26 protein-coding genes are annotated in these 26,616 nt (G+C 66.6%); 10 read left to right on the top strand and 16 right to left on the bottom strand.

Going from position 1 to position 26,616, the window contains the following annotated elements:
* Nucleotides 1-58 precede the first annotated feature (58 nt).
* The 11 genes from J1N50_RS03565 to J1N50_RS03515 form a co-directional block, all read right to left on the bottom strand.
* The gene (locus tag J1N50_RS03565) at nucleotides 59-1,345 is read right to left on the bottom strand and encodes a serine hydrolase domain-containing protein (RefSeq protein WP_246553039.1); all 1,287 of its coding nucleotides are present in this window, start codon (nucleotides 1,343-1,345) and stop codon (nucleotides 59-61) included.
* 96 nt (nucleotides 1,346-1,441) lie between these two features.
* Complete coding sequence (locus J1N50_RS03560) at nucleotides 1,442-2,800, bottom strand: DUF389 domain-containing protein (protein ID WP_215350404.1); 1,359 nt, start codon at nucleotides 2,798-2,800, stop codon at nucleotides 1,442-1,444.
* Between the two features lie 12 nt (nucleotides 2,801-2,812).
* A complete protein-coding gene (locus tag J1N50_RS03555; protein ID WP_215350403.1) occupies nucleotides 2,813-3,742 on the bottom strand; it encodes an electron transfer flavoprotein subunit alpha/FixB family protein in 930 nt (309 codons plus the stop codon).
* Nucleotides 3,739-4,488: an electron transfer flavoprotein subunit beta/FixA family protein gene (locus tag J1N50_RS03550; RefSeq protein ID WP_215350402.1), complete on the bottom strand. Its 750-nt coding sequence runs from the start codon at nucleotides 4,486-4,488 to the stop codon at nucleotides 3,739-3,741. The genes J1N50_RS03555 and J1N50_RS03550 overlap by 4 nt, the downstream gene beginning before the upstream one ends.
* Before the next feature lie 273 nt (nucleotides 4,489-4,761).
* Nucleotides 4,762-5,970 carry an ADP-forming succinate--CoA ligase subunit beta gene (sucC, locus tag J1N50_RS03545; RefSeq protein WP_215350401.1) on the bottom strand — a complete coding sequence of 403 codons (1,209 nt, stop codon included), beginning with the start codon at nucleotides 5,968-5,970 and terminating at the stop codon, nucleotides 4,762-4,764.
* Nucleotides 5,971-6,097: 127 nt separating this feature from the next.
* Nucleotides 6,098-6,409: a hypothetical protein gene (locus J1N50_RS03540; RefSeq protein ID WP_215350400.1), complete on the bottom strand. Its 312-nt coding sequence runs from the start codon at nucleotides 6,407-6,409 to the stop codon at nucleotides 6,098-6,100.
* A 3-nt stretch (nucleotides 6,410-6,412) separates the two neighbouring features.
* Nucleotides 6,413-7,546, bottom strand: a complete 1,134-nt coding sequence (gene bla, locus J1N50_RS03535; protein ID WP_215350399.1) for a class A beta-lactamase — start codon at nucleotides 7,544-7,546, stop codon at nucleotides 6,413-6,415.
* Between the two features lie 138 nt (nucleotides 7,547-7,684).
* A complete protein-coding gene (gene msrA, locus J1N50_RS03530; protein ID WP_343227833.1) occupies nucleotides 7,685-8,359 on the bottom strand; it encodes a peptide-methionine (S)-S-oxide reductase MsrA in 675 nt (224 codons plus the stop codon).
* A gap of 257 nt (nucleotides 8,360-8,616) precedes the next feature.
* The gene (locus J1N50_RS03525) at nucleotides 8,617-9,828 is read right to left on the bottom strand and encodes a pyridoxal phosphate-dependent aminotransferase (protein ID WP_215350397.1); all 1,212 of its coding nucleotides are present in this window, start codon (nucleotides 9,826-9,828) and stop codon (nucleotides 8,617-8,619) included.
* Between the two features lie 127 nt (nucleotides 9,829-9,955).
* Entirely contained in the window at nucleotides 9,956-11,767 is a 1,812-nt protein-coding gene (gene pabB, locus J1N50_RS03520; RefSeq protein WP_246553036.1) for an aminodeoxychorismate synthase component I, read from the bottom strand.
* 33 nt (nucleotides 11,768-11,800) lie between these two features.
* A complete protein-coding gene (locus J1N50_RS03515; protein WP_215350395.1) occupies nucleotides 11,801-12,337 on the bottom strand; it encodes a hypothetical protein in 537 nt (178 codons plus the stop codon).
* A gap of 128 nt (nucleotides 12,338-12,465) precedes the next feature.
* On the opposite strand from J1N50_RS03515, the gene J1N50_RS03510 reads away from it, so the two are divergent.
* Nucleotides 12,466-14,133 carry an AMP-binding protein gene (locus J1N50_RS03510; RefSeq protein WP_215350394.1) on the top strand — a complete coding sequence of 556 codons (1,668 nt, stop codon included), beginning with the start codon at nucleotides 12,466-12,468 and terminating at the stop codon, nucleotides 14,131-14,133.
* Nucleotides 14,134-14,154: 21 nt separating this feature from the next.
* Here J1N50_RS03510 and J1N50_RS03505 read toward each other — a convergent pair whose 3' ends face one another.
* Entirely contained in the window at nucleotides 14,155-15,087 is a 933-nt protein-coding gene (locus tag J1N50_RS03505) for a hypothetical protein (protein ID WP_215350393.1), read from the bottom strand.
* A gap of 176 nt (nucleotides 15,088-15,263) precedes the next feature.
* Between J1N50_RS03505 and J1N50_RS03500 the strand changes: the two genes are divergently transcribed.
* The 5 genes from J1N50_RS03500 to J1N50_RS03480 all read left to right on the top strand — a co-directional run bounded on the left by J1N50_RS03500 (nucleotide 15,264) and on the right by J1N50_RS03480 (nucleotide 19,168).
* Nucleotides 15,264-15,698 carry a MerC domain-containing protein gene (locus J1N50_RS03500; protein ID WP_343227832.1) on the top strand — a complete coding sequence of 145 codons (435 nt, stop codon included), beginning with the start codon at nucleotides 15,264-15,266 and terminating at the stop codon, nucleotides 15,696-15,698.
* 95 nt (nucleotides 15,699-15,793) lie between these two features.
* On the top strand, nucleotides 15,794-16,258 hold the full coding sequence (locus tag J1N50_RS03495) for a Fur family transcriptional regulator (RefSeq protein ID WP_215350392.1): 465 nt from the start codon (nucleotides 15,794-15,796) through the stop codon (nucleotides 16,256-16,258).
* Nucleotide 16,259: 1 nt separating this feature from the next.
* Entirely contained in the window at nucleotides 16,260-17,063 is an 804-nt protein-coding gene (locus tag J1N50_RS03490; RefSeq protein ID WP_215350391.1) for a hypothetical protein, read from the top strand.
* A gap of 74 nt (nucleotides 17,064-17,137) precedes the next feature.
* Complete coding sequence (locus tag J1N50_RS03485; protein ID WP_215350390.1) at nucleotides 17,138-18,661, top strand: fumarate hydratase; 1,524 nt, start codon at nucleotides 17,138-17,140, stop codon at nucleotides 18,659-18,661.
* Nucleotides 18,662-18,673: 12 nt separating this feature from the next.
* Nucleotides 18,674-19,168 carry a hypothetical protein gene (locus tag J1N50_RS03480; RefSeq protein WP_215350389.1) on the top strand — a complete coding sequence of 165 codons (495 nt, stop codon included), beginning with the start codon at nucleotides 18,674-18,676 and terminating at the stop codon, nucleotides 19,166-19,168.
* On the opposite strand, the gene J1N50_RS03475 is transcribed toward J1N50_RS03480, so the two are convergent.
* Complete coding sequence (locus J1N50_RS03475) at nucleotides 19,165-19,974, bottom strand: SDR family NAD(P)-dependent oxidoreductase (protein WP_215350388.1); 810 nt, start codon at nucleotides 19,972-19,974, stop codon at nucleotides 19,165-19,167. The two genes, J1N50_RS03480 and J1N50_RS03475, sit on opposite strands and share 4 nt — an antisense overlap.
* A 68-nt stretch (nucleotides 19,975-20,042) precedes the next feature.
* Here J1N50_RS03475 and J1N50_RS03470 point away from each other — a divergent pair, with 68 nt between their 5' ends.
* Genes J1N50_RS03470 through J1N50_RS03460 form a run of 3 tightly spaced genes read left to right on the top strand, consistent with a single transcriptional unit; the run spans nucleotide 20,043 to nucleotide 22,551 of the window.
* Entirely contained in the window at nucleotides 20,043-20,513 is a 471-nt protein-coding gene (locus J1N50_RS03470; RefSeq protein WP_215350387.1) for an SAM-dependent methyltransferase, read from the top strand.
* Between the two features lie 21 nt (nucleotides 20,514-20,534).
* On the top strand, nucleotides 20,535-22,079 hold the full coding sequence (locus J1N50_RS03465) for a M20/M25/M40 family metallo-hydrolase (RefSeq protein WP_215350386.1): 1,545 nt from the start codon (nucleotides 20,535-20,537) through the stop codon (nucleotides 22,077-22,079).
* Between the two features lie 10 nt (nucleotides 22,080-22,089).
* Entirely contained in the window at nucleotides 22,090-22,551 is a 462-nt protein-coding gene (locus J1N50_RS03460; RefSeq protein WP_215350385.1) for a VOC family protein, read from the top strand.
* Here J1N50_RS03460 and J1N50_RS03455 read toward each other — a convergent pair.
* Entirely contained in the window at nucleotides 22,548-23,720 is a 1,173-nt protein-coding gene (locus tag J1N50_RS03455; RefSeq protein ID WP_246553034.1) for a DUF481 domain-containing protein, read from the bottom strand. The two genes, J1N50_RS03460 and J1N50_RS03455, sit on opposite strands and share 4 nt — an antisense overlap.
* A 126-nt stretch (nucleotides 23,721-23,846) precedes the next feature.
* Between J1N50_RS03455 and J1N50_RS03450 the strand changes: the two genes are divergently transcribed.
* Nucleotides 23,847-24,122: a hypothetical protein gene (locus J1N50_RS03450; RefSeq protein WP_215350384.1), complete on the top strand. Its 276-nt coding sequence runs from the start codon at nucleotides 23,847-23,849 to the stop codon at nucleotides 24,120-24,122.
* 254 nt (nucleotides 24,123-24,376) lie between these two features.
* On the opposite strand, the gene J1N50_RS03445 is transcribed toward J1N50_RS03450, so the two are convergent.
* Both J1N50_RS03445 and J1N50_RS03440 read right to left on the bottom strand, forming a co-directional pair.
* Nucleotides 24,377-25,519, bottom strand: a complete 1,143-nt coding sequence (locus J1N50_RS03445; RefSeq protein WP_215350383.1) for an MBL fold metallo-hydrolase — start codon at nucleotides 25,517-25,519, stop codon at nucleotides 24,377-24,379.
* A gap of 3 nt (nucleotides 25,520-25,522) precedes the next feature.
* Nucleotides 25,523-26,158, bottom strand: coding sequence for a DUF1013 domain-containing protein (locus J1N50_RS03440; protein ID WP_058455143.1), 636 nt, complete (start codon nucleotides 26,156-26,158; stop codon nucleotides 25,523-25,525).
* Nucleotides 26,159-26,616 lie beyond the last annotated feature (458 nt).

Below are 26,616 nucleotides of genomic sequence, written 5' to 3'. Positions count from 1 at the left end.
TTCTTGTTTTGCCGTGTTTTCCGAGTCGTCAGGTGATTCCACCTGACTTGAAAACACTCTAGTCGCCGGGTCGCCCCTTGTAATCCGCGCCATAGACCGCGGCGCGGAAATCACGGTGGAGCGAGCCGTCATAGGGCATCGTCTGGACGAAAAAGACCGCGGTCAGCTTGTTCGCGGGATCGACCCAGAACAAGGTCGAGGCGGCGCCGTCCCAGAAATACTCGCCGACCGCGCCGCGATTTTCCGCGGGTGTCTGCGGCGGCCGCTTGCGCACCGCGAAATCCAGACCAAAGCCGACCGCGCCCTTTTCGGGGAGCCACAGCCGCTCGGTGATCGCGGGGTCGAGCTGGTCGGTCACCATCAGCTTCACCGTCGCAGGCTTGAGGATGCGCGCGCCGTCGAGTTCGCCTTCGTTCAGCAGCATCCGCGCGAACCGCTGATAGTCGTCGAGCGTCGAGGCGAGCCCGAAGCCACCGGGCGTCAGCGCGTGGTCCTGAAAATTGAGCGTCCGCGCCTCCGCATCGGGCATCTGTTCGAGTTTGCCGTCCTGCTTGACGTTCATCGCCGCGAAGCGCGGTAGCCGCGCGTCGGGCTGGCGCCACGCGGTGTCGGTCATCTTCAGCGGCTCGAAGATATGCTCGCGGACATAATCGGCGAAGGGCTGGCCCGACAATTTCTCGACCAGCGCCGCCTGCACATCGACGCCGATGCTGTAGCTCCACTGGCTCCCCGGCTGGAAGAGCAACGGCACCCCGGCAAGGCGGCGGTTCATCTCGGGAAGCCCGATCGTCAGCGCGAGCGGGTCGGCGGCGATATAGGCGTCGTGCGCCGGAGTCGGCCCCGGACCATAGGCAAAACCCGCGGTGTGGCGCATGACGTCGCGGATCGTCACCGGACGCTCGACCGGGACATAGATCGGCTGGCCCGCGGCATCGCGGCCCGCATAGACACGCATCGCCGCATAGTCGGGGAAATATTTCGCCAGCGGGTCGTCGAGGCGTAACCTGCCCCGTTCCCAGAGCTGCATCAGCGCGACCCCGGTCACCGGCTTGGTCATCGAGAAGATTTGCGCGATCGTATCGCGGCGCATCGGCCGCCCGGCCTTGCGGTCGGCCATGCCGGCGCTGCCGAAATAGACCTCCTTGCCATCCTGCCAGACAAGGGCCGAAGTGCCCGCAGCGCGACCGTCCACCACCATCTGTTTCAGCGCCGCGTCGATCCGCGCCTTGTCGATCTTCAGCACCCCGGCCGACGCCGAGCGCGCTTGCAGCGGCGGCGCAGTCGCCGCCGACGCCGCACACGCCACCGTCATCGCCAGCGCCATTGCCAGTCGCTTGCCGCGCATATCGTCCCTCCGCCATCGCCGCGGTTCGCCGCGGACCGGAGCCCATCACATGGCATCGGATGCGACGGGTCAACCCGAATAGGTCTGCGGGGGAGGCTATTCTGCCGTCGCTGGTTCCGTGGCGGGCACCCTGGCCCCCGTCAGATCGCCGCTCTGGATCAGCCATTGCGGATAACCGGCCTGCACCGACGCCATGATCCGGTCAATTGCCGCGGCAACCTGTTCGCCTTCGGCCTCGCGGTCGCGCTGGACGATCACGCGGCGCGCCTGCGCGTCGATCAGCACCCGCTCGCGCGGCAGCAATTCGCCGACCGTCAATCCCGCGAGGATCGCGCGGCTGTCCTCCTCGCGCCGTTCGAGCGCCGCCAGGCGGCGATTGAGCTGCTCTTCGACCTGCACTGCGGCGTTCGTCTGCTGCCGCAGCTGGACGATGCTGACGCGCACATTGCGATCGAGTTCGCCGTGAACTTTCGCCGCGAGTTGCGTATCGAGCTTTGCGGCATAGCGATCGACAAGCACGACGCCGTCGATGGCAATCGCGTCGCCCTCCATCCGGACGTTGAGGCTGTCGACGCGATCGTTTTCGTCGAGCAGCGACCTGAGTTCGGCTTGCACGATCGATCGCGCGCGCACCTCGCCCGCAAGACTGTTGAGCGTCAGCGCCAGCGGGATCGACAATATGCCGAGCGTCGTGACGATGCCGACGACCTGCATCGCCGTATGCTGCGGCGTCAACGATGGTCCGAATTTGTTGATTCGCGCCACGATCGTCGCGGCAAAGGCGATCGCAAGCGTGTTGGTGAGGAACAGCAGCGCCGCGCCCAGCGCAAAGTCGAAGCGGCCGGTCGCCAGCCCGAAGCCGACGGTCGACAGCGGGGGCACGAGCGCGGTCGCGATCGCCACGCCGACCATCACCCCCGACAATTTGCGCATGATCGCATAGACGCCGGCAATGCCGCCGACGACCGCGACGCCAAGGTCGAGCAGCGTCGGCTGGGTGCGGGCACGGAGTTCGGTCGTCACGTCGGTGATCGGCGACAGCCAGATAATCACCATCGCGACGAGGATGGCGACCGCCATGCCCGCCGCCATCGTCACCAGCGAACGCTTGATGAGGTTGCTTTCGAGCGTCGCAAGGCCAAACCCGATACCCATGATCGGACCCAGCAGCGGCGATACGAGCATCGCGCCGATGACGACCGCCGTCGAGCTCTGCAGAAGGCCGAGCGTTGCGATCGCGGCCGACAACGTGATGAGCAGCAGGAATTTCTGGTTGAGCCGCGCGTCGCGCGCGACGCTCGCGAGGACGAGAGCGCGCCCGTGGACCTCGTCGTCGCCGAGGCCATTGTCGTCGTCATCGACCTCGCGCCCGGCTCCGGGGCGCGCGGACCGGCGACCACCGGCGTTGAACGGTGCATCGCCCAGTCCGGGCACTCCGGGATGGCTGCCGGCCATATGGGCGGACGGCTAGATCTTGCCGGTCAGTTCGGGAACCGCGCTGAACAGATCGGCGACGAGGCCGAGGTCGGCGACCTGGAAGATCGGGGCGTCTTCATCCTTGTTGATCGCGACGATCGTCTTCGAGTCCTTCATGCCGGCGAGATGCTGGATCGCGCCCGAGATGCCGATCGCGAAATAGACCTCCGGCGCGACGATCTTGCCGGTCTGGCCGACCTGATAGTCGTTGGGGACATAGCCCGCGTCGACGGCGGCGCGCGACGCGCCGAGCGCGGCGCCGAGCTTGTCGGCGAGCGGCACGATGACTTCCTGATATTTCTCGCTCGACCCCAGCGCGCGGCCACCCGAGACGATGATCTTCGCCGAGGTCAGCTCGGGACGATCCTGCTTGGCGATCTCGGCGCCGACGAAGCTCGAAATACCGGCGTCGCCACCAGCCGAGACGGCCTCGACCGTACCCGAACCACCGGTTGCAGCAGCCTTCTCGAAGGCGGTGCCGCGGACGGTCAGAACCAGCTTCGCGTCCAAGCTTTCGACGGTCGCGATCGCGTTGCCGGCGTAGATCGGGCGGGTGAAGGTCTTCGGACCCTCGACCGACAGGATTTCCGAGATCTGCATCACGTCGAGCAGCGCGGCGACGCGCGGCGCGATATTCTTGCCGGTCGTCGTCGCAGGCGCGACGAAGGCGTCGTGGCTCGCCATCAGTTCGGCGACGAGCGGCGCGATATTTTCGGGCAGGTTGTGACCGAAAGCGGCGTTGTCGGCGACATGAACCTTCTGGACGCCCGCGATCTGCGCGGCGGCGCTGGCGACACCGCCCACGCCTTCGCCCGCCACGAGCAGGTGGACTTCGCCGAGCTTCGACGCGGCGGTCACCGCGGCGAGCGTGGCATCCTTGACGGCGCTGCCGTCATGTTCGACCCAAACGAGCGTTTTCATGCGTGCACTCCCATCGCCTTCAGCTTGGCAACCAGTTCATCGACATCGGCGACCTTGACGCCGGCCGAGCGGACAGGCGGTTCCGAAACCTTGACCGTCTTGACGCGCGGCGCCGTGTCGACGCCGTAATCGGCGGGGGTCTTGGTATCGAGCGGCTTCGACTTCGCCTTCATGATGTTCGGCAGCGACGCATAGCGCGGCTCGTTCAGACGCAGGTCGGTGGTGACGATCGCGGGAAGCTTCAGCTTCACCGTCTCGAGACCGCCGTCGACTTCGCGCGTCACGCTGACATGATCGCCCTCGACGTTCACCGCGCTGGCGAAGGTGCCCTGCGCCCAGCCGGTCAGCGCGGCGAGCATCTGGCCGGTCTGGTTGTTGTCGCCGTCGATCGCCTGCTTGCCAAGGATCACGAGACCCGGCTGTTCGGCATCGGCAATCGCCTTGAAGATTTTCGCGAGCGCCAGCGGCTCGACCTCGTCGTCGGTCTGCACCAGAATCGCGCGGTCGGCACCCATCGCGAGCGCGGTGCGCAGCGTTTCCTGCGCCTTCGCCGGGCCGACGGAAACCGCGACGATCTCGGTCGCGACGCCCTTTTCCTTGAGGCGGATCGCCTCTTCGACGCCGATTTCGTCGAACGGGTTCATCGACATTTTGACATTGGCCAGGTCAACGCCGGTGCCGTCGGCTTTCACCCGCGGCTTGACGTTGTAATCGAGCACCCGCTTCACGGGGACGAGGATTTTCATGGGCTCAAAGCTCCTCTCAGCAAATTGTGCACTGCGCCATAATTGGCGTTTACGTAAACGTCAACCAGCAGTCCCCGGTTACCTTCTCCCTTGAGGGGAGAAGGATAGGGAGCCTGATCGCCACAGGCGATTAGGCGGACTTGGATGAGGGTGGGCGGAGCGGATCTCCGCGCGAGCCGTTGGCCCGCCTACCCCTCACCCAGCTTCGACTAGCGAGCAAGCTCGCAAGTCTCCGCAACCCTCTCCCGCAAGGGGAGAGGGTTTAATCTGTTATCACGCCGCCTTGGCGACCTCGGCGACGATTTTCTTTGCCGCGTCGCCCAGATCGTTGGCCGCGACGATCGGCAGGCCCGAATTGGCGAGGATGTCCTTGCCCTGCTGGACGTTCGTGCCTTCGAGGCGGACGACGAGCGGAACCGACAGGTTCACTTCCTTCGCCGCGGCGACGATGCCCTCGGCGATGATGTCGCACTTCATGATGCCGCCGAAGATATTGACGAGGATGCCCTCGACCGCCGGGTCCTTCAGGATGATCTTGAACGCCGCCGTGACCTTTTCCTTGCTGGCGCCGCCGCCGACGTCGAGGAAGTTGGCCGGGAAGGCGCCATTGAGCTTGATGATGTCCATCGTCGCCATCGCGAGGCCGGCGCCGTTGACCATGCAGCCGATGTTGCCGTCGAGCTTGATGTAGGCGAGGTCATATTCCGACGCCTCGACCTCGGCCGGGTCTTCTTCGGTCAGGTCGCGCAGTTCGGCGATATCCTTATGGCGGAACATTGCGTTGCCGTCGAAGCCGAGCTTCGCGTCGAGGACGAGCAGTTCGTCGCCGTTCGCGCCTTCGCAGACCGCGAGCGGGTTGATCTCGATCTGCTCGGCATCGGTCGCGAGGAAGGCGTCGTAGAGGCCGGCGAGGACCTTCGCCGCCTGCTTGGCGAGATCGCCGTCGAGTTCGAGCGCGGCGGCGACGCTGCGCCCGTGGTGCGGCATCAGCCCCGTCGCGGGGTCGATCGTGATCGTGTGGATCTTCTCGGGCGTGTTGTGCGCAACGGTTTCGATGTCCATCCCGCCTTCGGTCGAGGCGACCACCGCGATGCGGCTCGATGCGCGGTCGACGAGCAGCGCGAGATAATATTCCTTTTTGATGTCGGCGCCGTCGGTGATGTAGAGGCGGTTGACCTGCTTGCCTTGCTCGCCGGTCTGGATCGTCACCAGCGTGTTGCCGAGCATTTCCTTGGCGTGGCTTTCGACTTCCTCGAGCGTCTTGGCCAGCCGGACGCCGCCCTTCGCGTCGGGACCGAGTTCCTTGAACTTGCCCTTGCCGCGGCCGCCCGCATGGATCTGCGACTTCACGACATAAAGCGGCCCGGGCAGCTGCTTCGCCGCAGCGACAGCTTCCTCGACGCTCATCGCGGCGATGCCCTTGGGGATGGCGACGCCAAATTTCGCGAGCAGTTCTTTCGCCTGATATTCGTGGATGTTCATGAGGTCTGCCGGGCCTTTCGACTCTGGAAGGGGAGAAGAATGGCGCCGCATAAGCACAAGTTGCGCGGCAAGGCTACCCCTGCCGCGTCCAGAAAAACTTGGACTGCCGAAAGCGCGGGCTAAGTCGTTAACGCAGCGCGCAAAGCGCCGCCGAACTGGTCGTCACGGTCAATATCTCGGGGTCCTTGAGCGCGCGGACCTTGTGCAGGAACTGGTCGAACGACAGATCGCCAAGCCGCTTCTCCTTCAGGCTGCCCAGCGCCGACAGGCGGCGAAGCTGGACGAGCGACAGCCGGTCGACCATCCGTTCGGCCATGCACGCGGACATCGCCTTGGAAAGCCCCGCATTGTTTAGCCCGGTGCGCAGCCGCGCCTCGGGCGTGGCGCAGCCCGCGAGCATGAGCGCGGCGGCGATCAGCGGCAGAATGGCAAAGCGCATCGTCTATCTTCCATGAAATTCGGCAACCGCGCCCGATACCGCCTGCATGAGTTGCATACGAGCGGGAATCGGCGACGTCGTACTGCCCATCATCACGACGATCGCATAGCGCGTGCCGTCGGGCGCGGTGGCGATGCCGATGTCGTTATAGCCCGCGGTCATGCCGTTGAGATCCTGCCCCGTCCCGGTCTTGTGCAGAAACTGCCAGCCCGCCGGGAGCCCGGCCTTGAGGCGCTTCGGCCCGCTCTTCGTCCGGCTCATCACGCCGAGCAGATAGTCGGTCGATTCGGGCGACAGCAATGCCCCGCGCGCCAGCCGCGTCAGGCCGCTCGCGATCGCCGAGGGACTGGCGCCATCGACCGGGTTTGCCAGATAATTGTCCATCGCCGCGCGGCGTGTCGCGGGCGGTAGCGCGGCGCGAGCGGCCTGGAAGTTGCGCCCGATCGAATAGCTCTGCTGCCAGGTCAGCCCCGCGGTTCCGGCCTGCAGCAGCCGTTCGCCGGGGCCGAAGCGGATCGAGCCCAGATCTTTTTTGCGAATGAAGGCGCGCACCGCCTCGGGACCGCCGACGGTGCGCAACAGGCTGTCGTTCGCAAGATTGTCGCTGTGGGTGATCGCGGTCTCGATAAGGTCGCGGACGCTCATCGTCACGCTCCCCTCGGCGCGGACGCGATCGGCGAGCGGCTGGTGGAAGACGACCAGATCCTCGGGACCGATCCGCACGCGCTGGTCGAGGCTCATCCGGCCGTTGTCGACCGCATCGAGCACTGTCATCGCCACCCACAGCTTCGACACGCTCTGCTGGGGAAACAGGTCGGGGCCGCGCTGCGCGATCGCCCATTCGCCGTCGATGCGCTGGACCGCGATGCCGACCTTGCCCGGATCGGCGCGCCACAGCGCATAGATCCGGTCGTTAAGGCCGGGTGCGGGACGGCGGAAGCCGGGATCGAGCGTAGCGCGCGGCGGAGCCGCATCGCGGACCGGCTGCCCGATCGGCACGGTCACCGCGCCCGAGCCTTGCGGCGCTTGCGCCTGACGCGGCGGCGGCACAATCGCGGCGCTGCTCACGCACCCTGCGAGCAAGGCGGCACCAATCGTCAAACCGAGCAGCGGCCTGCCCGAAAAGTGAAACGTCATTCAAACCCCGCGGCTACGGCCGTCATCATCGTCCCGACCCCTTTGGTCGGGCCTATTCGTCCCGCAGGCGGGCGGCCGGGGCCAGCGATTTGCGACGAATGATTCCCGACGCACGGTGAGCGGGGGAACCTCTGCCGGTCAGGGCGCCGGAACCTTGCGTACAAGGTCGGGATAGAGGCGCTTCAAGGCCGCGAGCTTCGGCGCATCCCAGCGGACGATATAGGGATTCGATGGGTTCAGCCGCATGAAATTCTGGTGACTCGCTTCGGCCGGATAGAAGGTCTTGTAGCTTTCGATCGGCACGATCACCGGCTTCGCGAAATATTTCCCTTTGCCGATCTGCGCCAGATAAGCGGTCGCCACCTGTCGCTGCGTCGCATCCATCGGCACGATCGCGGCGCGATATTGGGTGCCCGAGTCGGGTCCCTGACGGTTCTTGAGCGTCGGGTCGGCAACGACCGAAAACAGCACGCGCAGCAGGGTGCCATAGCTGACCTGCGTCGGATCATAGACGATGCGCACCGCCTCGGCATGGCCCGAGGTGCCGTCGTGCGTCAGCTCGTATTTCGCGGTCGCCCTGCTGCCGCCATGATAGCCCGACTCGACCGAGATCACGCCCTTCACATTCGAAAAGACGCCCTCGACGCCCCAGAAACAGCCGCCCGCGAGAACGGCGGTCGCACGCTTCGCCTTGACCGCAGGATCGACGGCAGCGGCGGGGAGCTTGACGACGCTTTCGGCCTGCGCGGGCGCGCATTGCGACAGGACGGCCGCGGCGAGCAGGGCGACGAGCGGGCGCGCCCGCGGCGTCACAGCGCCATCGCGAACGCCGGATGCTGGATCATCACGATCAGCCCGCCGATCGCGAAACCTGCGAGCATGGTCGGAAACCAGTCGGAGCGGAGAAGGGAAACCATGGGAGCCTCTTTTTTGCATATCGTCATGTACGATGGAGCCGGAGCCCCGGTTACACCGAACGATATGGCGCGCCCCTTGCCATCCGTCAGTGATCGCCGTCACCCTTACGGGCGACGGCTTACTATCAGGTGAACCACCCGGTCGCGCGGCGTTCAGCTTAGCGCCGCGCACGCCTGCTGGATGCGCACGCACGCTTCCTTGAGCACCGCTTCCGATGTCGCGTAGGAAACGCGGAACGCCGGCGACAGGCCGAAGGCGCCGCCATGCACTGCCGCGACGCGCGCCGTATCGAGGAAATAGTCGATCAGCGCCTCGTCGGTGTCGATCAGCTTTCCGTCGGGGGTCTTCTTGCCCATGCAGCCGCTGGCGTCGGGATAGACGTAGAAGGCGCCGTCGGGGACGGGGCACGACAGGCCCGGCGCGTCGTTGAGCATCGCGACGACCATGTCGCGGCGCTTCCGGAACGCGGCGTTGCGATCGTCGAGAAACTGCTGCGGCCCGCCGAGCGCGGCGGCGGCGGCGGCCTGCGCGATCGAACAGGGGTTCGAGGTCGACTGCGACTGCAGCTTGCCCATCGCCTTGATCAGCCAGGCGGGACCGCCGGCATAGCCGATGCGCCAGCCGGTCATCGCATAGGCCTTCGAACAGCCGTTGACGGTCAGGATGCGGTCGACGAGGTCGGGGCAGCGCTGGGCGATCGTCGAGAATGCGAAATCGGCGTACCAGACGTGCTCGTACATGTCGTCGGTCATCACCATCACATGCGGATGGCGGCGGATCACTTCGCCGATCGCGTCGAGCTCTTGCGGAGAATAGGCCGCGCCCGACGGGTTCGACGGCGAATTGAAGATGATCCAGCGCGTCCTTTCGGTGATCGCCGCGTCGAGCTGCGCGGGCGTGATCTTGTAGTTCTGCGCCGCCGACGCCTCGATCACGACGGGCTTGCCGCCGCAAAAAGCGACGATGTCGGGGTAGCTCACCCAATAGGGCGCAGGGATGATCACCTCGTCGCCCTTGTCGACGGTCGCAACCAGCGCGTTGAACAAGGTGTGCTTGCCGCCGACGTTCACCGTGATCTGGTCGAGGCCGTATTCGAGGCCGTTGTCGCGGCGGAACTTGCCGCGGATCGCTTCCTTGAGCGCGACGGTGCCGTCGACGAGCGTATATTTGGTCTGGCCATTGCGAATAGCCTCGATCGCCGCTTCCTTGACGAAGTCAGGCGTGTCGAAATCGGGCTCGCCCGCCGACAGACCGATCACGTCGATGCCTTCGGCCTTCAGCTTGGCGACGCGCGCGGTCATCGCGAGCGTGGCCGACGGCTGGATGCGGTTGAGGGCGGCGGACGTATGCGGCTTCAGCGACATGGGTCAGGCTTTCCGTGGCTTGCGCGGATCGATTGCGAATTGACAGGAAATTGCGCGCGGCCGCGCCTAAAGCCTCCGGCCGATATTCGCAAGCGCGCAGCGGTATAATTTACCTATGCACTGCACGTCACGCGGACGAAGGCTCGGCCAGCCGCGCCGGAACCAGCCCGCGAAGCGAATTGCCGACATAGAATCCCTCGGCAAGGTCGGCGAGCCGCAGGTGCGATTCGGCGGCGCGGCCCTTTTCGATCAGTTCGGCGCGCAGCACGCCGGGCAGCAGCCCGAGCGACAGCGGCGGGGTCAGCAGCACCCCCTCGCGCTCGACGAAGATATTGCTCCAGCTCCCCTCGGTGACGAAGCCCGGTTCGTCGACGAACACGACTTCGGCCGCGCCGCTCTCGAACCGCGCCGCGTCATAGGCCGCGCGCAGGCTGGTCTTGTGCGCCAGGCGGAAATCGTCCGCGGCCAACGGCGCAGGCCGCACGGCGACGGGCACGGGCAGTTCGGCAAGGCGTGGCAGCGGCGACACTTCGATCGCCAGTGCGCCCGACGACGACAGCCGCATCCGCACCCGCGCCGCGGTGCGAAGGCGGAAGGTCGCCGATTGCAGGCTGTTGCGCGCACCATGGCGGTCGAACGCGAAACCGAACGCCGCCGCGCTCGCCTTCATCCGGGCCAGATGCCCTTCGAGGCGCTGGACGCCCTCGACAGGGTCGAAAAACATCGTCTCGAGAAGGTCGAAGCTTTCCCCCGCTGCGCCCACAAATTCCCCCTTGGCCAGACATTCGCGCCATTCCTCCGCCGGCTGGCTATCGGCGACGATCCCGGAACCGAGGCCCAGCGTGGCGCAAGCCGCGCCGTCGCGCAAGCCGGTCTGCGACGGAAAGATCAGCGTGCGGATCGCAACGTTGAACGCCGCGTCGCCGCCGGCTTCGATGAAGCCGATCGAGCCCGTGTAGAGGCCGCGCGCATCGCTCTCCAGGTCGTCGATGATTTCCATCGCGCGCACCTTCGGCGCGCCGGTGATCGATCCGCAGGGGAAGGCGGCGCGCAGGACGTCGACCGCCCCCGCCCATTCGGGCAAGGTGGCGGTGACGTCCGACACGAGCTGGTGGATCGTCGGAAAGCTCTCCACCCGGAACAGGTCGGGCACCGCGACCGTCCCCGGCACCGCGACGCGCGACAGGTCGTTGCGGATGAGGTCGACGATCATCAGATTTTCGGCGCGCTGCTTCGGATCGGCGGCCAGCCCGCGGGCCGCGGCCGCGTCGGCCGCCCCATCGGCCAGCCGCGTCGCGGTGCCCTTCATCGGCCGCGCCATCACCTCGCGCCCGCGCAGCGCGAAGAAAAGCTCGGGCGAGTGCGACGCGATCGCCTGCGTGCCGGTCCAGATGAAACCGCCATAGCCGGCGCGCGCGGTCCGGCGCAGCCGCGCATAAACCGCGAGCGGATCGCCGAGCACCGGCACGTCGGCGCGGAAGGTGAGGTTGGCCTGATAGATGTCGCCCGCGCGGATATAATCGAGCACGCGCGCCACCGCCGCCTCATAGGCCGCGCGCGCGATACGCGGCGCGACCCGGCCGACCCATGCGGCGTCGGGATCGGGAAAGAGGGCCGGCACGGCGTCGGCTTCGATCCGCTCGACGCTGCGGAACAGCCCGAACCATGCAAGCGGCGCGTCGCCGCCGGGATCGCCCGCCGCGCCGCGCCATGCGGGCGCCAGTCCCTTGCCCGCTTCATAGGCCAGATAGCCCGCGGCATGGAGCCCGCTGCGCCCCGCCGCCTCGAGCTGATCGAGCAGCGCCGGAATCTGGTCCGCCGACGCCGCCGTCAGCACCTGGGCCGGGTCGCGGAACAGGCGCGCGGGCGCGGCGCCATGCACGCGCGCGTCGTCGAGCAGGACGAAGGCCTGTTCGTCCGGACCTGTTGCCAGTCGCATCATCGCCGTCGTCGGCAAACCTCCACGATGCGCTTATCGCTCGCGGCGCACCTTGACCGACGGCCGCCCTTCGAGGCTGAGGAAAAAGGTGCCGAGCGTGCCCGACTTGATCTCGACCTTCTGCCCGACGCGCGGGCGCAGCGGCATTCGCTTGCCGTCGGTCTGAACCCACAGCGATCCGTCCGCCATTTCGATCCGATAGCCGTCGGCGCCGTCGGCGACCGACGCAACGGTCGTTTCGACCCGCTCGATCTTGTCCTCGTCGTCGTCGCCGCCGAACAGGCCGAGGCTCGGCAAGGTAAAGCCGAACAGGCCGCGCCGCGTCTTCTTGACCGTTTCCTTGTCGGCAAAGGTGATTTCGCGCGCCTGGTCGGCCGCCGACAGCTCGCCGACCTCGCGGTCGAAGCAGGCGAGGCGCGCGGCGGGGTCGGCGATATCGCGGCACGCATAAAGTTCGTTGATCTGGGCGGGGCGCGGCGGGGCTTCCTTGTCCCTGGCGACCGCCGGCGCAGCCATGCAGGCGATTAGGACGATGGGCGCGCCGAAACGCACGATATGCTGCAACACCATGGACGAACCCCTGTCAGACCGGACGGTCTCCTGACTAGCCGCCGCCGCCCCGCGCCGCAAGATTGCGGACGCGGCGAAGCCTGCCTAGAGTGATGTAAACAGCACGGATGAAAGGGTCTCCCTCCGCGATGACGCCCCCCTACGACTGGTCGACCGATTACCGCCACCCGACGAAGTGGGACCAGTTGTTCGAGCCGCTCTCGCTGCCCGCGATGCTCGCGGCCAGCGTTGCGGCAAAGGGCGATGCGCCGATGCTCGACTTCATGGGCCGGCATTTTTCGTACACCGAGGTCGCGACCGGCGCCGCGCGGGTCGCGCGCGGGCTGCAATCGCTCGGGATCGGCAAGGGCAGCCGCGTCGGCCTGTTCCTGCCCAACGTGCCGCACTATGTCGCCGCCTATTATGGCGCGCTTGCCGCGGGCGCGACGGTGGTCAATTTCTCGCCGCTCTACACCCCGCACGAACTCGAGGCGCAGGTCGAGGATTCGGGCACCGACACCTTGTTCACGATCAGCGCCACAGCCTTGCTGCCGACCGCGCTCGAAGTGCTCGACGGATCGAGCCTCAAGCGGCTGGTTGTCGGCTCGATCGCCGGCGGGCTCCCGCACGCAAAATCGGTCCTCTATCGCCTCTTCAAGCGCAAGGAGGTCGCGCCGCTGCCCGCCGACCCGCGCGTCATCCGCTTCTCGGCGCTCACCGACAATGACGGCAAGCCCGATCCGGTCGCAATCGATCCGGAACGCGACGTCGCGCTCATCCAATACACCGGCGGTACCACCGGCACGCCGAAGGGCGCGAAACTCACCCACCAGAATCTGACCGCCAATGCGCGGCAGGTGAACGGCATCGACCCCGACCATGACGCCGACGACCGCATTCTCGGCGTTCTTCCCTTCTTCCACGTCTTCGCCAACACCTGCGTGCTCAACCGCACCGTCCTCAACGGCGGGATGATCGCGATGCTGCCGCGCTTCGACGCGAAGGCGGCGTTGCAGACAATCACGCGGACGAGAGCGACCGCACTGCCCGGCGTGCCGACCATGTACCAGGCGCTGCTCGACCATCCCGACCTCGCCGGCACCGACTTCTCCAGCTTGCGCGTCTGCATTTCGGGCGGCGCGCCGATGCCCGCCGAGCTGCGCGAGAAATTCATCGCCGCGACCGGCGCCTCGCTCGTCGAGGGCTATGGCCTCACCGAAAGTTCGGGCGTCGTCGCGACCAACCCCTATGACGGCCCGGTCAAGCCCGGCACGATCGGGCAGCCGATCCCCGCGACGCACATCCGCCTGCTCGACAAGGAAGACCCGTCGAAGGACGCGCCCGCGGGCGAGCCCGGCGAACTCGCGGTGAAGGGGCCGCAGATCATGCAGGGGTACTGGAATCGCCCCGACGCCGACGGGGACAGCTTTACCCCCGACGGCTGGTTGCGCACCGGCGACGTCGCGACAATCGATGCCGACGGCTATATTCGCATCGTCGACCGGCTGAAGGACATGATCGCGGTCGGCGGGTTCAAGGTCTATCCGAGCGTGATCGAGGCGCATCTCCACGAGCATCCAGCGGTCAAGGAAGCGATCGTGCTCGGCGTGCCCGACGCCTATCGCGGCGAGGCGCCCAAAGCGTTCGTGACGCTGGAGGAAGGTTTCGAGGTTTCGGGCGAAGCGCTTGCCGCCTGGCTCAATCCCCAACTCGGCAAGCATGAACGGGTGACGGCGGTCGAGGTGCGCGACAGCCTGCCCAAGACGATGATCGGCAAGCTCGACAGGAAGGCGCTGCGGGCTGAGGAGGGGGTCTGATCGCGCCCACCATCCGCCGCATCAGCGCGCCCGCGCCGTCGCCCTCACCTCACCCGCCGCGCACCAACGCATCGCCTCTTCGCCGAATTCGGGATCGCCGACCGCGATCCGATCGGCGCCGAGCACCCGCAGCGTCTCGCCCGTCGCGGCATCGACGACCCACCCGGCACCGCGCCGTTTGACGCTCGCAATCGGGTTCATGCGATTGGGATTGAAGGGCTGGGCGTCGATCCAGCCCGTCCGTTTGCCGTCGAAATAGAAGATCAGTTCCATTTTCGACCCGCAAGCCGCAGCGACGGGGACATAATGGCCCGGCCGGATGTTGAAGGGGGGTATCGGCGCGGGCATAGCCGATGCGACCACCGTGGCAGGCGCAGCACCGCCCGCAAGTTGCGGTCTTACCGACCGGATCGCTGCCTGCATCGGTTTCGGCAACTGGCCGAACTCGCATTTCGAATGGGACGTATCGCTCACATCGACTCCGCCGCCTACATTTCGGAAACTTACGTCGCGCAGGGTCATTTTCCCCGGTGCCCCTGCCCTGACGGCAAGGCTTCCATACGGGCCGCTATCCTCGGCGGTCCAGGCCAGCGTAAAGCCCCGATAGTGGCGGCTTGTTTCCGCATACTCGCGACCGGCCGGAGGTGGTCCCACGCGCTGAATCGCGTTCACTTGCGCATTTGCAGCGTAACCGGGTCCGCCTTGGTTCACCCGGCCGAAATTTACCCCGTCATAGAAAAAGACGCTGCTCGCCTTTGCGCATCCCTCATAATCATCGGCATAAAGACCCTGCGCTATCGGCAAGCCTTGCGCGGCAAGGGCTGGCGAAGCAGTCGCTGCCGTCACCAGCAAGAACAGACCGGCCGATGCAATCGGACATTTGATGGGCACAACACTCTCCCCGGACAGATTGCCAAGCGATATTAATTGCATAGCATGGCGCAGCTCCGCCATATATTTTTTGCCTGGCGTCGGGACCGCGATAGCCAGAAAAGCGCATCGCATCGCTGCCCATCGGAAGCGGCGGCCGGGAAAGCAGCATGGCCATGCGAAAAGCACGCAATGAGATATTGTAACCTTGGTCATGTTATGCCATATCAATGCCCGCAGTTGGTCCAACGGAGAATCGGGTGACCCAAGTCGCCAATCATAGCCATGCCTGGCCGCGCTTCGGCGCGCTGGTGCGGGCTGCGCGCGATTCGCGGCCGCTGACCTCGCTTTCGGCCGACCAGCTCGCGATGGGGCTGTCGGGGCTGTGCCTCGTCCACTGCCTCGCGACGACGATCTTTTTTGCCTCGATCGCATCGGTCGGCGGGGTGTTTCTCGACAATCACCTGTTCCACGAGATCGGTCTGGTCATTGCGATCGGCTTCGCGCTGATCACCCTCGTCTCGGGCGTGCTCAGCCACGGCTATATGATGCCGTTCGGCGTCGGCTGTTTCGGGCTCGGCATGATGGCGGGCGCGCTGTCGCGGCCGCACGACGGCAGCGAGGTGCTGGCGACGATGATCGGGGTTGCAGTCGTTGCGCTCGGCCACGACCTTAACAGGCGCGCAACGCGCTGATACGCAGTCCCCGCAGCTTGCGGGGAACCTCCAAACGACATACATTGCCTTCGGACGGGGGCAGAGCGGCACGATGGCCGCGCAAGGAAGAGCCAATGGGCAAGCATGAACATCCGCACGTCGAGGCGACCGGCGCCTCGCTCGCCAGAGCGGCACAGGATGCGCTCGAAAAGGGCGGCGAGGCCTGGACCGACATGCGCGCGCAGATTTTCGATGCCGTCGCCGAAATCGGCAAGCCCGCGAGCGCCTATGAAATCGCCGACATCGTGTCGCAAAGGCGCGGCAAGCGCGTCGCGCCGAACAGCGTCTATCGCATCCTCGACCTGTTCGTCGCGAACAACCTCGTCCGCCGGGTCGAAAGCGCCAACGCCTTCGTCGCGAACAGCCATCCGGGCTGCCTGCACGACTGCATCTTCCTGATCTGCGACAGCTGCGGCACCGCGGTGCATGTCGACAACGACAAGCTCTCCGACGGCGTCCGCGCCGCCGCCGAGGCGACGGGGTTCGCCGCCGAGCGCCCGGTGATCGAGGTGCGCGGCAAATGCGCCGAGTGCCAATAGGTTGAATGACGACCTGCCGGCGGCGCGCTGGTGGTACGGGGCGCTGCTGCTCGGCATCGCCGTCTTCCTCTTCGGCCTCCATCTCGCACAGGTCTTCCCGGCAAGCGGTTATGCGGTCGAGCCCGGCTATGGCGCGCCCGTCCTCGCGTTCGAATTCGCGGGCGGCCAGCCCGACCTCATCGCCATCTTCGGCCCCGACAGCGACCCGCGGCAGGTCGGCCGCCTCGCCGCGATGCGGACGGGGAACGAGCAGGATTATCTCTACATGCTGCTCTACGCGGGTTTTCTCGCATCGGGGCTCGTCGCGCTCTCGCACGAGTCGGGACTTCGCGCGCTGAAGACAGCGGCCGCGCTGCCGATCGTCGCGGGGCTCTGCGACGCATGGGAGAATTGGCTGCTGTTCGATATCCAGGCCGCCTTCACCGTCGGCGACTATTCGCCCGCGATGGCGAGCCTGCCCTATCCCGTCACCGCCAAATTCGTGCTGCTGGCGCTCACCAATGTCGCGATCGGCCTCGGCATCGCGCGGATCGGCCGCTGGCACGAGCTGGCCGGGACGCTCGTCATCGTCGCCTGCGTGCCCGTGCTGATGGCGATCGCCGTGCCCGCGCGCTACGGCTGGACCCTGCTCGCATCGACCGGCGGCGGCTGGATCGTGCTGCTCGGCCTTGCGATGATGGCAAGCTGGCGCGCGGCGGTGCGCAAGCGCCCGCTTGTGGAACCCGAAATGCCGGCTCCCGCGCGGCGCCGTGCCAAACCCGACGCCGCACCGGCCCGCAAGCTCTTCGGCCGCCGCGGCACCTAAGCCCCTTCCCACCCCGCGCCGCCGGGTCTAGGGAGTCGGCGAATCCTGACACAGGAAAAGAGGGGGCTGCACCCATGAACACCGTCGTCATCCGCGAGGACGATCTGATCGAAACGATCGCCGACGCGCTCCAGTATATCAGCTATTTCCACCCGATGGACTATATCCGCGCGCTCGCCGCGGCCTATGAGCGCGAGGTGTCGCCCGCCGCCAAGGACGCGATGGCGCAGATCCTTTCGAACAGCCGCATGTGCGCCGAGGGGCATCGCCCGATCTGCCAGGACACCGGCATCGTCACCGTCTTCATCAAATGGGGTATGGACTGCCGTCTCGATAGCCCGCGCAGCCTGCAGCAGGTGGTCGACGAGGGGGTCCGCAAGGCCTATCTGCACCCCGACAACAAGCTCCGCGCCTCGATCCTCGCCGACCCCGCGTTCAGCCGCGTGAACACCAGGGACAACACGCCGTCGGTGCTCAACGTCGAGATGGTCCCCGGCAACAAGGTCGTGATCGACGTCGCCGCGAAGGGCGGCGGCAGCGAGAACAAGTCGAAGTTCAAGATGATGAACCCGTCGGATTCGATCGTCGACTGGGTGCTCGAAATGGTGCCGCAGATGGGCGCCGGCTGGTGCCCGCCGGGCATGCTCGGCATCGGCATCGGCGGCACTGCCGAAAAGGCGATGCTGCTGGCGAAGCAGTCGCTGATGGACCCGATCGACATGACCGAGCTGCTCGCGCGCGGGCCGAGCAACCCGACCGAGGAACTGCGTGTCGAGCTTTATGAAAAGGTCAATGCGCTCGGCATCGGCGCGCAGGGGCTCGGCGGCCTCGCGACCGTACTCGACGTCAAGATCGCCGACTGGCCGACCCACGCCGCATCGAAGCCCGTCGCGATGATCCCCAACTGCGCCGCAACGCGCCACGCGCATGTGACGCTCGACGGCAGCGGTCCCGCCTTCCTCGAACCGCCGGTGCTCGCCGATTATCCTGAGATCGACTGGGCGCCCGACAAGGCCGCGATCAGCGTCGATCTCGACAGCCTGACCCCCGAAGTCGTCGCGAGCTGGAAGCAGGGCGACCGGCTTTTGCTCAATGGCAAGATGCTCACCGGCCGCGACGCCGCGCACAAGCGCATCGCCGACATGCTGGCGAAGGGCGAGGAGCTCCCGGTCGAGTTCAAGGGCCGCGTCATCTATTATGTCGGCCCCGTCGATCCGGTCGGCGAGGAAATCGTCGGCCCCGCCGGCCCGACGACCGCGACGCGTATGGACAAGTTCATGGACATGATGCTGGAACAGGGCCTGCTCGCCTGCGTCGGCAAGGCCGAGCGCGGCCCCGCCGCGACGCAGGCGATCGCCAGGCACAAGAGCGCCTATCTGATGGCCGTCGGCGGCGCAGCATACCTCGTCGCGCGCGCGATCAAGGGCAGCAAGGTCGTCGGCTTCGCCGACCTCGGCATGGAGGCGATCTACGAGTTCGAGGTCAAGGACTTCCCGGTCACCGTCGCGGTCGACAGCGAAGGCCAGAACGTCCACGTCAACGCGCCGAAGCTGTGGCAGCAGCGGATTGCGGACGAGGGGTTGCTCGAGAAGGCGTGAGGGAGCGCGGCGATGGCGAAGAGCGAAGACATCGACCTCTACTCGCCCCTCCCGCCCGACGAGATCGCACACAAGCTCAAGGCGATCATGGACGATCCGATGACGACCGCGACGGCGCGCGTCTATGGCAGCGGCAGCCAATATGACATGACGCTGCGCTATGCGCGTCGCAACGTCCAGAATCCGATGGCGCCGACGCTCGAAGCGGCGATGGAGCCTGAGGGCGAGGGTACGCGGATCACCGGGACGCTCGGCCTGACGCGATCGGGCCGCCTCTTCCCCTTCGTATGGCACGGTTTCCTGTCGCTGTTCGTGATCGTCGGGGTCACCGTCGCCTGGTTTGTGCCCGAAGCGCTGCTGTTCGGCGTGATCTTTGCAGGCATTCCGCTGTTCATGATGGTCGTCGGCGCCCTCGCCTTCCGCGCCGGCGGCGCAAAGGATGACGAGGACCGGCGCGAAATCCTGCGCTTCCTGAGCCGCGAACTCGACGCGCGGCCCACCGCCTAACGCTGGCTGCGCATCCGCTCGACGAACAGCGCGACATCCATCGCATCGTCGCCCGGCTCGCGCGGCGCATATTTGGCAAAGGCGGCATAGGCCTCGGCCCAGCGCTCCTCCATCCGCACGACGTTATAGGGGTGGCTGACGAGATAGAATTGCCCCGCCTCCATCTGCGGCACGATGCGGTCGGCGAAGGCATCGGCGTCCATCGCGGGCGCGGCATGGCGCGTCATGTCGGACTTGACCCAGCCGGGAATGATGACGCCGACCTCGATATTATCCGGCGCCTCGTTACGCAGCGTGTCCATCAGTCCGACGACGGCATGTTTGCTGGCGACATAGATGCCGCCATTCGTCCGCACCGCGTTGAACAACCCGTTCTCCGACGCCGTCGCATAGATCGCCGACGGCAGGCCGTCGTCGCGGAAACGTCGCCCGAACGTCCGGACGCAATGCCACACGCCCCAGAAATTGACCTCGACCAGCGCGCGCGCCGCGGCATCGTCGGCGTCGAGGATTTCCGTCCGGACGCCGCCGACCCCGGCGTTGGCGACGATCGCATCGGCGCGACCATGCTCGTCCCTGGCAAAATCGGCGAGCGCTTCGACAGCGGCGGCGTCGGTAACATCGCCCGCGAAGGACAGCGCCTCGATCCCGAGCGCGCCCAGCGCATCCACCGCCTCGCCCAGCCTGTCCGCGCGCGGCTCGAACAGGATGATCCGCGCACCCGCCGCGCCGATCCGCTTCGCCAACGCAAAACCGATCCCCGTCGCCCCGCCGGTGATGACGACGCTCTTGCCCTGAAAGTCCATGGCCCCTCTCCTTCCTTGCAAGGCTAGGCGCGCTGCGCCATCAGCGTCAACGCAGCAGGGGATCAACGATGAGCTTCACTCTCACACCCATCGGCCATGTCCGCGGCGGCCGCGCCGACGCGATCGACGACGACTGGGGTGCCAGCCGCGCGACGATCGCTCTCGACCCCGATCAGTTCACCCCCGACGCGCTCGCCGGCCTTGCCGACTTCAGCCACGCCGAGGTAATTTTCCTCTTCGACAAGGTGCCCGACGACAAGATCGAGACTGGTGCACGCCATCCGCGCAACCGCGCCGACTGGCCGCTCGTCGGCATCTTCGCGCAGCGCGGCAAGAACCGCCCCAACCGCATCGGCCTCACCACCTGCCGCATCGTCGCGGTCGATGGCCTAAGCGTCGAGGTCGAAGGGCTCGATGCGATCGACGGCACGCCGGTGCTCGACATCAAGCCGGTGATGGTGGAGTTTCTTCCGCGTGGGGATGTGCGGCAGCCGGGCTGGTCGCACGAATTGATGCAGGGATATTGGGTCAAACCGTAAAACACAGCAAAGGGGTTCATGATGCGCGACGACGAACAGGCCTTCCAGACGATGGTCGAGAGGCGCGGCCTGCTGCGCGGCGCCGCGATGCTCGGCGCCGGCGCGATGGCGATGAGCCCGCTGCCCGCCCTCGCCGCGAGCAGCCAGAGCGCCGCGATCCGCAAGGCGGCCGAGGCCGGCAAGGACGCCTCGCTCAAGCGGCTGCGCGACTGGATCGCCCTCCCCTCGATCGCCGCCGAGAACCGCAACATGCCCGAAGGCGCGGCCTATATGGCCGAGCTTGCCAGGGACGCGGGCTTCACCAATGTCGAGATCGTCCCGACCGACGGCCATCCCGGCGTGTTCGGGACGATCGATGTCGGCGCGAAACGCACCCTCGGCATCTATTTCATGTACGACGTCAAGCAGTACGACCCGGCCGAATGGTCGTCGCCGCCGCTCGAAGGCAGGATGGTCGACAAGCCGGGCTTCGGCCTGTCGATCGTCGGCCGCGGCGCGGTGAACCAGAAGGGTCCCGAGGCGACCTTCCTCGCCGCGCTCCACGCGATCCGCGCCGCCAAGGCGAAGCTGCCGGTGAACATCGTCCTTGTCTGCGAGGGCGAGGAAGAGATCGGCTCGCCGCACTTCCGTCAGGTCGCGACGAAGCCGAATGTGCTCGCCGCGCTCAAGTCATGCGACGGCATTTTCATCCCCTTCGCCTCGCAGGATAAGACCGGCGCGGTCGATGTCAATCTGGGATCGAAGGGGATCATCGAGCTCGAACTGATCGCGAGCGGCGCGAAATGGGGCCGCGGGCCGAAGGGCGATGTCCACTCCAGCCTGAAGGCGATGATCGACTCGCCCGCCTGGCGGCTGGTGCAGGCGCTCCAGACGCTCGTCACCCCCGACGGCAACACGCCGGCGATCGAAGGCTGGTTCGAGAATGTCCGCCCGCTGACCGACCGTGAAAAGGCGCTGATCCGCGAAGCCGCGAAGGGCGCCGACGAAGCCGCCGAAAAGGCGGCGCTCGGCGTCGACGTCTGGATCGACAACCTCAAATATGACGACGCGCTGATCCGCCTCGCGCAGGAACCGACGGTCAATATCGAGGGACTCGTCGCGGGCTATACCGGCCCCGGCGGCAAGACGATCCTGCCCGGCAAGGCGGTGGCCAAGCTCGACCTTCGCCTTGTCCCCAACCAGACGCGCGCCGAGGCCGAGAAGAAGCTGCGCGCGCATCTCGACAAGCATGGCTTCGCCGATGTCGAAATGAACGTCTCGGGCGGCTACGACCCGACCGAGGTCGCCGAGGACAGCCGCCTCGTCCGCACCGAGCTTGCGACCTACAAGGCGCTCGGCGTCAAGGCGAACATCAACGCGCGGCTCGCGGGCAGCTGGCCCGGCGCGACCTTCACCGCGCCGCCGGTGTCGATCCCCGCGGCGCATTTCGGCATCGGCCACGGGTCGGGCGCGCACGCGCCGAACGAATATTATCTGATCGATTCGACCAACCCGAAGGTCGCCGGAATGGTCGACGCGACGATGGGCTTCGTCGAATTCCTCTACACGCTGGCGGCGATCAAATAGGAGGGGGCAAATGAGCGGGCTCAACGGCGTCGCGCACGTCATCCTGACCGCGGGCGACTTCGCGCGCTCGACCGCCTTCTGGCGCGACATGATCGGCTATCTGGGCCTCAAGCTCGTGCTCGACAGCGACTATATGCTCTATGGCGTCGGCGGCCGCACCGCGATCGGCATCCGTACCCCCAGCCCCGAAAACGCCGGCAAACGCTTCGACCAGGGCGCCCCGGGGCTGCACCACGCCTGCTTCCGGATGCGCGACCGCGCGGCGGTCGATGCGGTCCACGCCTTTCTGGCAAGCCGTGGCGACGTGCATATCGTCCACGCCCCGCAGGAAGAGCCGTGGGCGCCGGGCTATTATTCGGTCCTGTTCGAGGATCCCGACGGCATCCGCATCGAATTCAACCATGTTCCCGGCGTCGGCCTGCTCGTCGATGGCGAGGAAATCGGCGGCGCCGACGCGTTCGACGGCAGCTAGAATCCGTACACCAGCGTCAGCCGCGTCAGCGTGTCGACGGTCTCGACGCCGGGCGGCGGGTTCGAATCGATCTCCGCCGAATAGGCGAGGCGCGCCGACAGGGCGCCGGTCAGCTTGGCATTGAGCGCGGTCAGCGAACTGGTCGCGGTCTTGCTTTCGCCGACGATGGTCGAGGCGACCTGCGTCAGCCGCAAGGTCGGCGACAATTGCCAGCCAAAGTCCAGTCCCGCGAGACCGGTGATCTCGCTGTCGTGGCGGCCGCTGGTGAAATCGGTCTGCCGCCAAGCGGGCCCGCCCTTCAGGCTCAGCGACAGCCCCTCGCGATCGACGACCTTGTACCCGACGCCGCCCGACAGGTTCCAGCGCGTGTCATAGCCGAGAATACGGTCCTGCTCCCAGCGGCCGAGGCCATAGGCGAAGGCACGCTCGCTCACCTTGTACTGCGGTTCGACCTCGACGACGAAACGCTCGACCGGGGTCTGGCCGTTGGTGCGCTGATAATCGGCCTGCGCGCGGACCTTGTGATTCCAGTCGATCCCCTGCCGCGCCAGCGCGACCCCGGCGCTGAGCCCGGTCGAATCGGTGTTGCCGCTGCTCAGCGTCGCGCCGATCTGCCCCTCGCCCTTCCAATTCTCATAGAATTTGGCCCTCGCCAGCTTCTCGCGCGCCGCCGCAGCCGCCTCATCCTTCAGTCGCTGCCGTTCGGCGCGATAGGCGACGAGCCGCGCCTCGATCTCTGTCGCCAGATCGGGATTGGTCGTCTTTGCCAGCGCGCCGACCGCCTCGACATCGGCATCCTTGCCGCTCGCGATCGCAGCGGCGAGCAGGTCGCCGACGGGATCGGCCGGCGCGACCGGCGGATGCTGGCTCCGATAGCGCGCGAGCAGCGCGTCGATTTCCGCGACATGATCGGGATTGGCCAGCTTCGCGACCTTGACCACCGTTTCGACATCGGCGTCCTCGCCGTTCGCAATCGCGGCATTAATCATCGCGCGGACGGCTTCGGACAGAGGCGGGGGCGGCAGCACGACGATGGACTCGGGGACCGGATTGGCCAGCACCGGATCGACCAGCGCCGGGTTGGGCTGCGCCGGATCGGAAGATGCGTGCGCCGACGGGACGGCGAACGCGGGCAGGCCGAGAGCCGCGAAGCGGAGGAGAGCGGTCATCGAATCTTCCTTCTTCGGGGGTTCGGGTTCGTTCGATCGCGGGGCAGCCCCATGAAGCGGCGTCCGCCCCGCCTATAGCCCGAAAGAGACTGGCAATTCCACCCCGCCTGCCCCATCTCCCTTTCCATGTGGATCGCCATCATCGCCATTTTCGGGGCCGGCATCGGCAATTTCGCGATGCACCGCGCCTTCATGGAAAGCGACGACCCGCTGATCCAGCAGATGGTCCGCCCGCTCGCCGACAAGGTCGGGCCGAACATCACCTATGTCTTCGAATTCCTGTTGCTCGTCGGCGCGATGGCGATCGCGTCGCACAACTGGTTCACCGGCCTCCTGCTCTATGGCCTCTACACCATCTTCAATGCGATGGCGTTCAGCTGGATCATGCACCGGCCACGCTGACTCCGCCCGGAAGGAATGACCCGGGGCGGACGAGAGCTGGCATTGGCGGACCGGGCTGTGATGACCGGGTTCGACCGGTTGTGGACCTATCTCTCATCGTCACCCTGAACTTGTTTCAGGGTCCATGGACCGCCGTTTCCTTCGGCGCTGCGCCGGACGACCGCTCAGTCCATGGATGCTGAAACAGCGAGGCCATCGCCGCAGCCAGCATGACGAGATTTGAAAGGCTGGAATCCACCCCACAGCCGACGGAGTCACGCGACCCCGTGATACCACCACACCCCGCCGCGATCCTCCTTGCGGATGCGGCCTTCGATCTCCAGCCGCTTGAGGTGCGCGAGCGCCTCGCCGGTCGCGAGATTCTGGTTGTGCCCGGCGATCGGGCGGTTGAACAGCAGCGGAAAGGTATCGACCGCGCGCATCGGCGTCTCCGCCACGGCTTCGGCAACCTTGTAGAGCCGCATCCGATGCTCGTCGCGGAGCGCCATCAGGCGGACGTGCAGCCCCTTGAATGGCTCGCCATGCGCGGGGCAGGTGACGACGTCGGCGGGCACGGTCGCGATCAGCTTGTCGATCGACGCCAGCCATTCGCCGAGCGGATCGGCGTCGGGCTCGGTGATATTGACCGACACGTTCGAGCTGATCCGCGGCAGCACCTGGTCACCCGAAACCAGCACGCCCTCGCGTTCGTTCCACAGGCACGCATGTTCGGGGCTGTGTCCCGACCCGGTGACGACGCGCCATACATGCTTGCCGAAAGCGAGTCGCTGGCCGTCGGCGATACGGACATAGCTGCGCGGCAGCGCAAAGATCATCCGCTGGAACATGTTCCAGCCGCTGGCGCGCTGCTGCTCGATCGCGGCCTCGTCCCAACCGGCGGCGCGCGACTGGGCGAGCACCTCGTCGGGCGCCACTTCGGACGAATCGGCGACGATCGCGCGCGCGGTCAGCATTTCGCCGCGCGTCATCCAGAGTTTGACGCCCTGCTTCTTCGCGATCCAGCCCGCGAGCCCGATATGGTCGGGATGCAGGTGGGTGCCGAACACCCGTGTGATCCGCTTGCCCTTGAGCGCCCCGGCATAGAGCGCCTTCCACGCGTCCGAACAGGCGGTCAGGCAGATGCCGGTGTCGACGACCGCGACACCTTCGCGGCCTTCGCTGTCGGCATCGTCGAGCAGCCAGCTGTTGATATGGCCGAGCGACCCCGGCATCGGGATGCGCGCCCAGCTGATGCCGTCGGCGATGCGGATCGTCTCGCCGGGTGCCGGCGCGGCCTCGCCCCACGGATAGGTCAGCCCGGCGTGGCTCGTCGCGGTGAAGCTGTCGTCCTGGGTCAGCGACGCGTCCGGCGAGCCGCTGGCCGCCGGAATGTGATCCTCGTCGCCGCCCCCGGCCATCCGTCAGGCTTCGCTGTCGGCGTCGGCTTCCTCGGCCGCGCGCGCTTCGGCGGCGGCGGTGCGTTCGGCGCGCAGCTCCTCGAGCAGCGCTTCGCGGTCACCCTCCAGGCGGCTGTCCTCGGGCGCCTTGATGCCGGCCTTCTTCGCGGCCTTGGCGACGAGCGCGTCGAGCTCGCGCTGCGAACAGAGACCGAGCGTCACCGGATCCTTGGGCACGATATTCGCGCTGTTCCAGTGGCTGCGGTCGCGGATCGCGCCGATCGTGTTGCGCGTGGTGCCGATCAGCTTGCCGATCGCGCCGTCCGACACCTCGGGGTGGTTCTTCAGGATCCAGGCAATGCCGTCGGGTTTGTCCTGGCGCTTGCTGACCGGCGTGTAGCGCGGGCCGCGGGTGCGGCGGATCGTATCCTGCGCCTGAACGCTCATCTTGAGCTTGTAGTTCGGGTCCTTCTGGCCCTTTTCGATCTCGTCCATCGACAGCTCGTGCGCGCGGACGGGGTCGCGGCCGGTATATTTGGTCGCCGCGGTCTCGTCGGCGATCGCCTGCACCTCGAGGATGTGGATGCCGCAATATTCGGCGATCTGGGCAAAGGTCAGCCCCGTGTTGTCGACCAGCCAGGCGGCGGTCGCATGCGGCATCAGCGGGGTAGCGTTGGCATTGGCCATGGCGAAATCTCCAGCGGAAACAATAAGGGCCGCCCCTCGCGGGGCGGCCGGACATTGGCGGGGGATATATGCCGGTTTGACGAAAGGGGCAAGTGCTCGGATTCGAGGGCGGCCTCGGGTGGGAAAGCGGTCATGCCGGCGTTCATCATCGCGGCCCGGGTGCCAAAGTTCAGGAAAGTTCAGCCTCATGCGTCGCCCGTTCTGGACCGGGAGGATTGCCGGACACCTCTCGCACGACTTGCCCCGTCCGCAGGCGCTAGCTGGACGGCAACCGCATTTATCAAGCGCCGGATTAACGCTGGCACAACGGGATGATGTAGGAAAGGCCTGTTTGAAGGCGGTGTCTGCTTTGGGGTGGGGAGGGGTCATTCAATTCTCGTCATGCTGGCTGCGGCGATGGCCTCGCTGTTTCAGCATCCATGGCCGGGCCT

It is taken from the genome of Sphingopyxis soli, assembly GCF_018682675.1.
GTDB classification, from domain to species: domain Bacteria; phylum Pseudomonadota; class Alphaproteobacteria; order Sphingomonadales; family Sphingomonadaceae; genus Sphingopyxis; species Sphingopyxis soli.
Note: the sequence above shows the minus strand (reverse complement) of the source record. Positions and strands in the feature narration are given on the sequence as shown.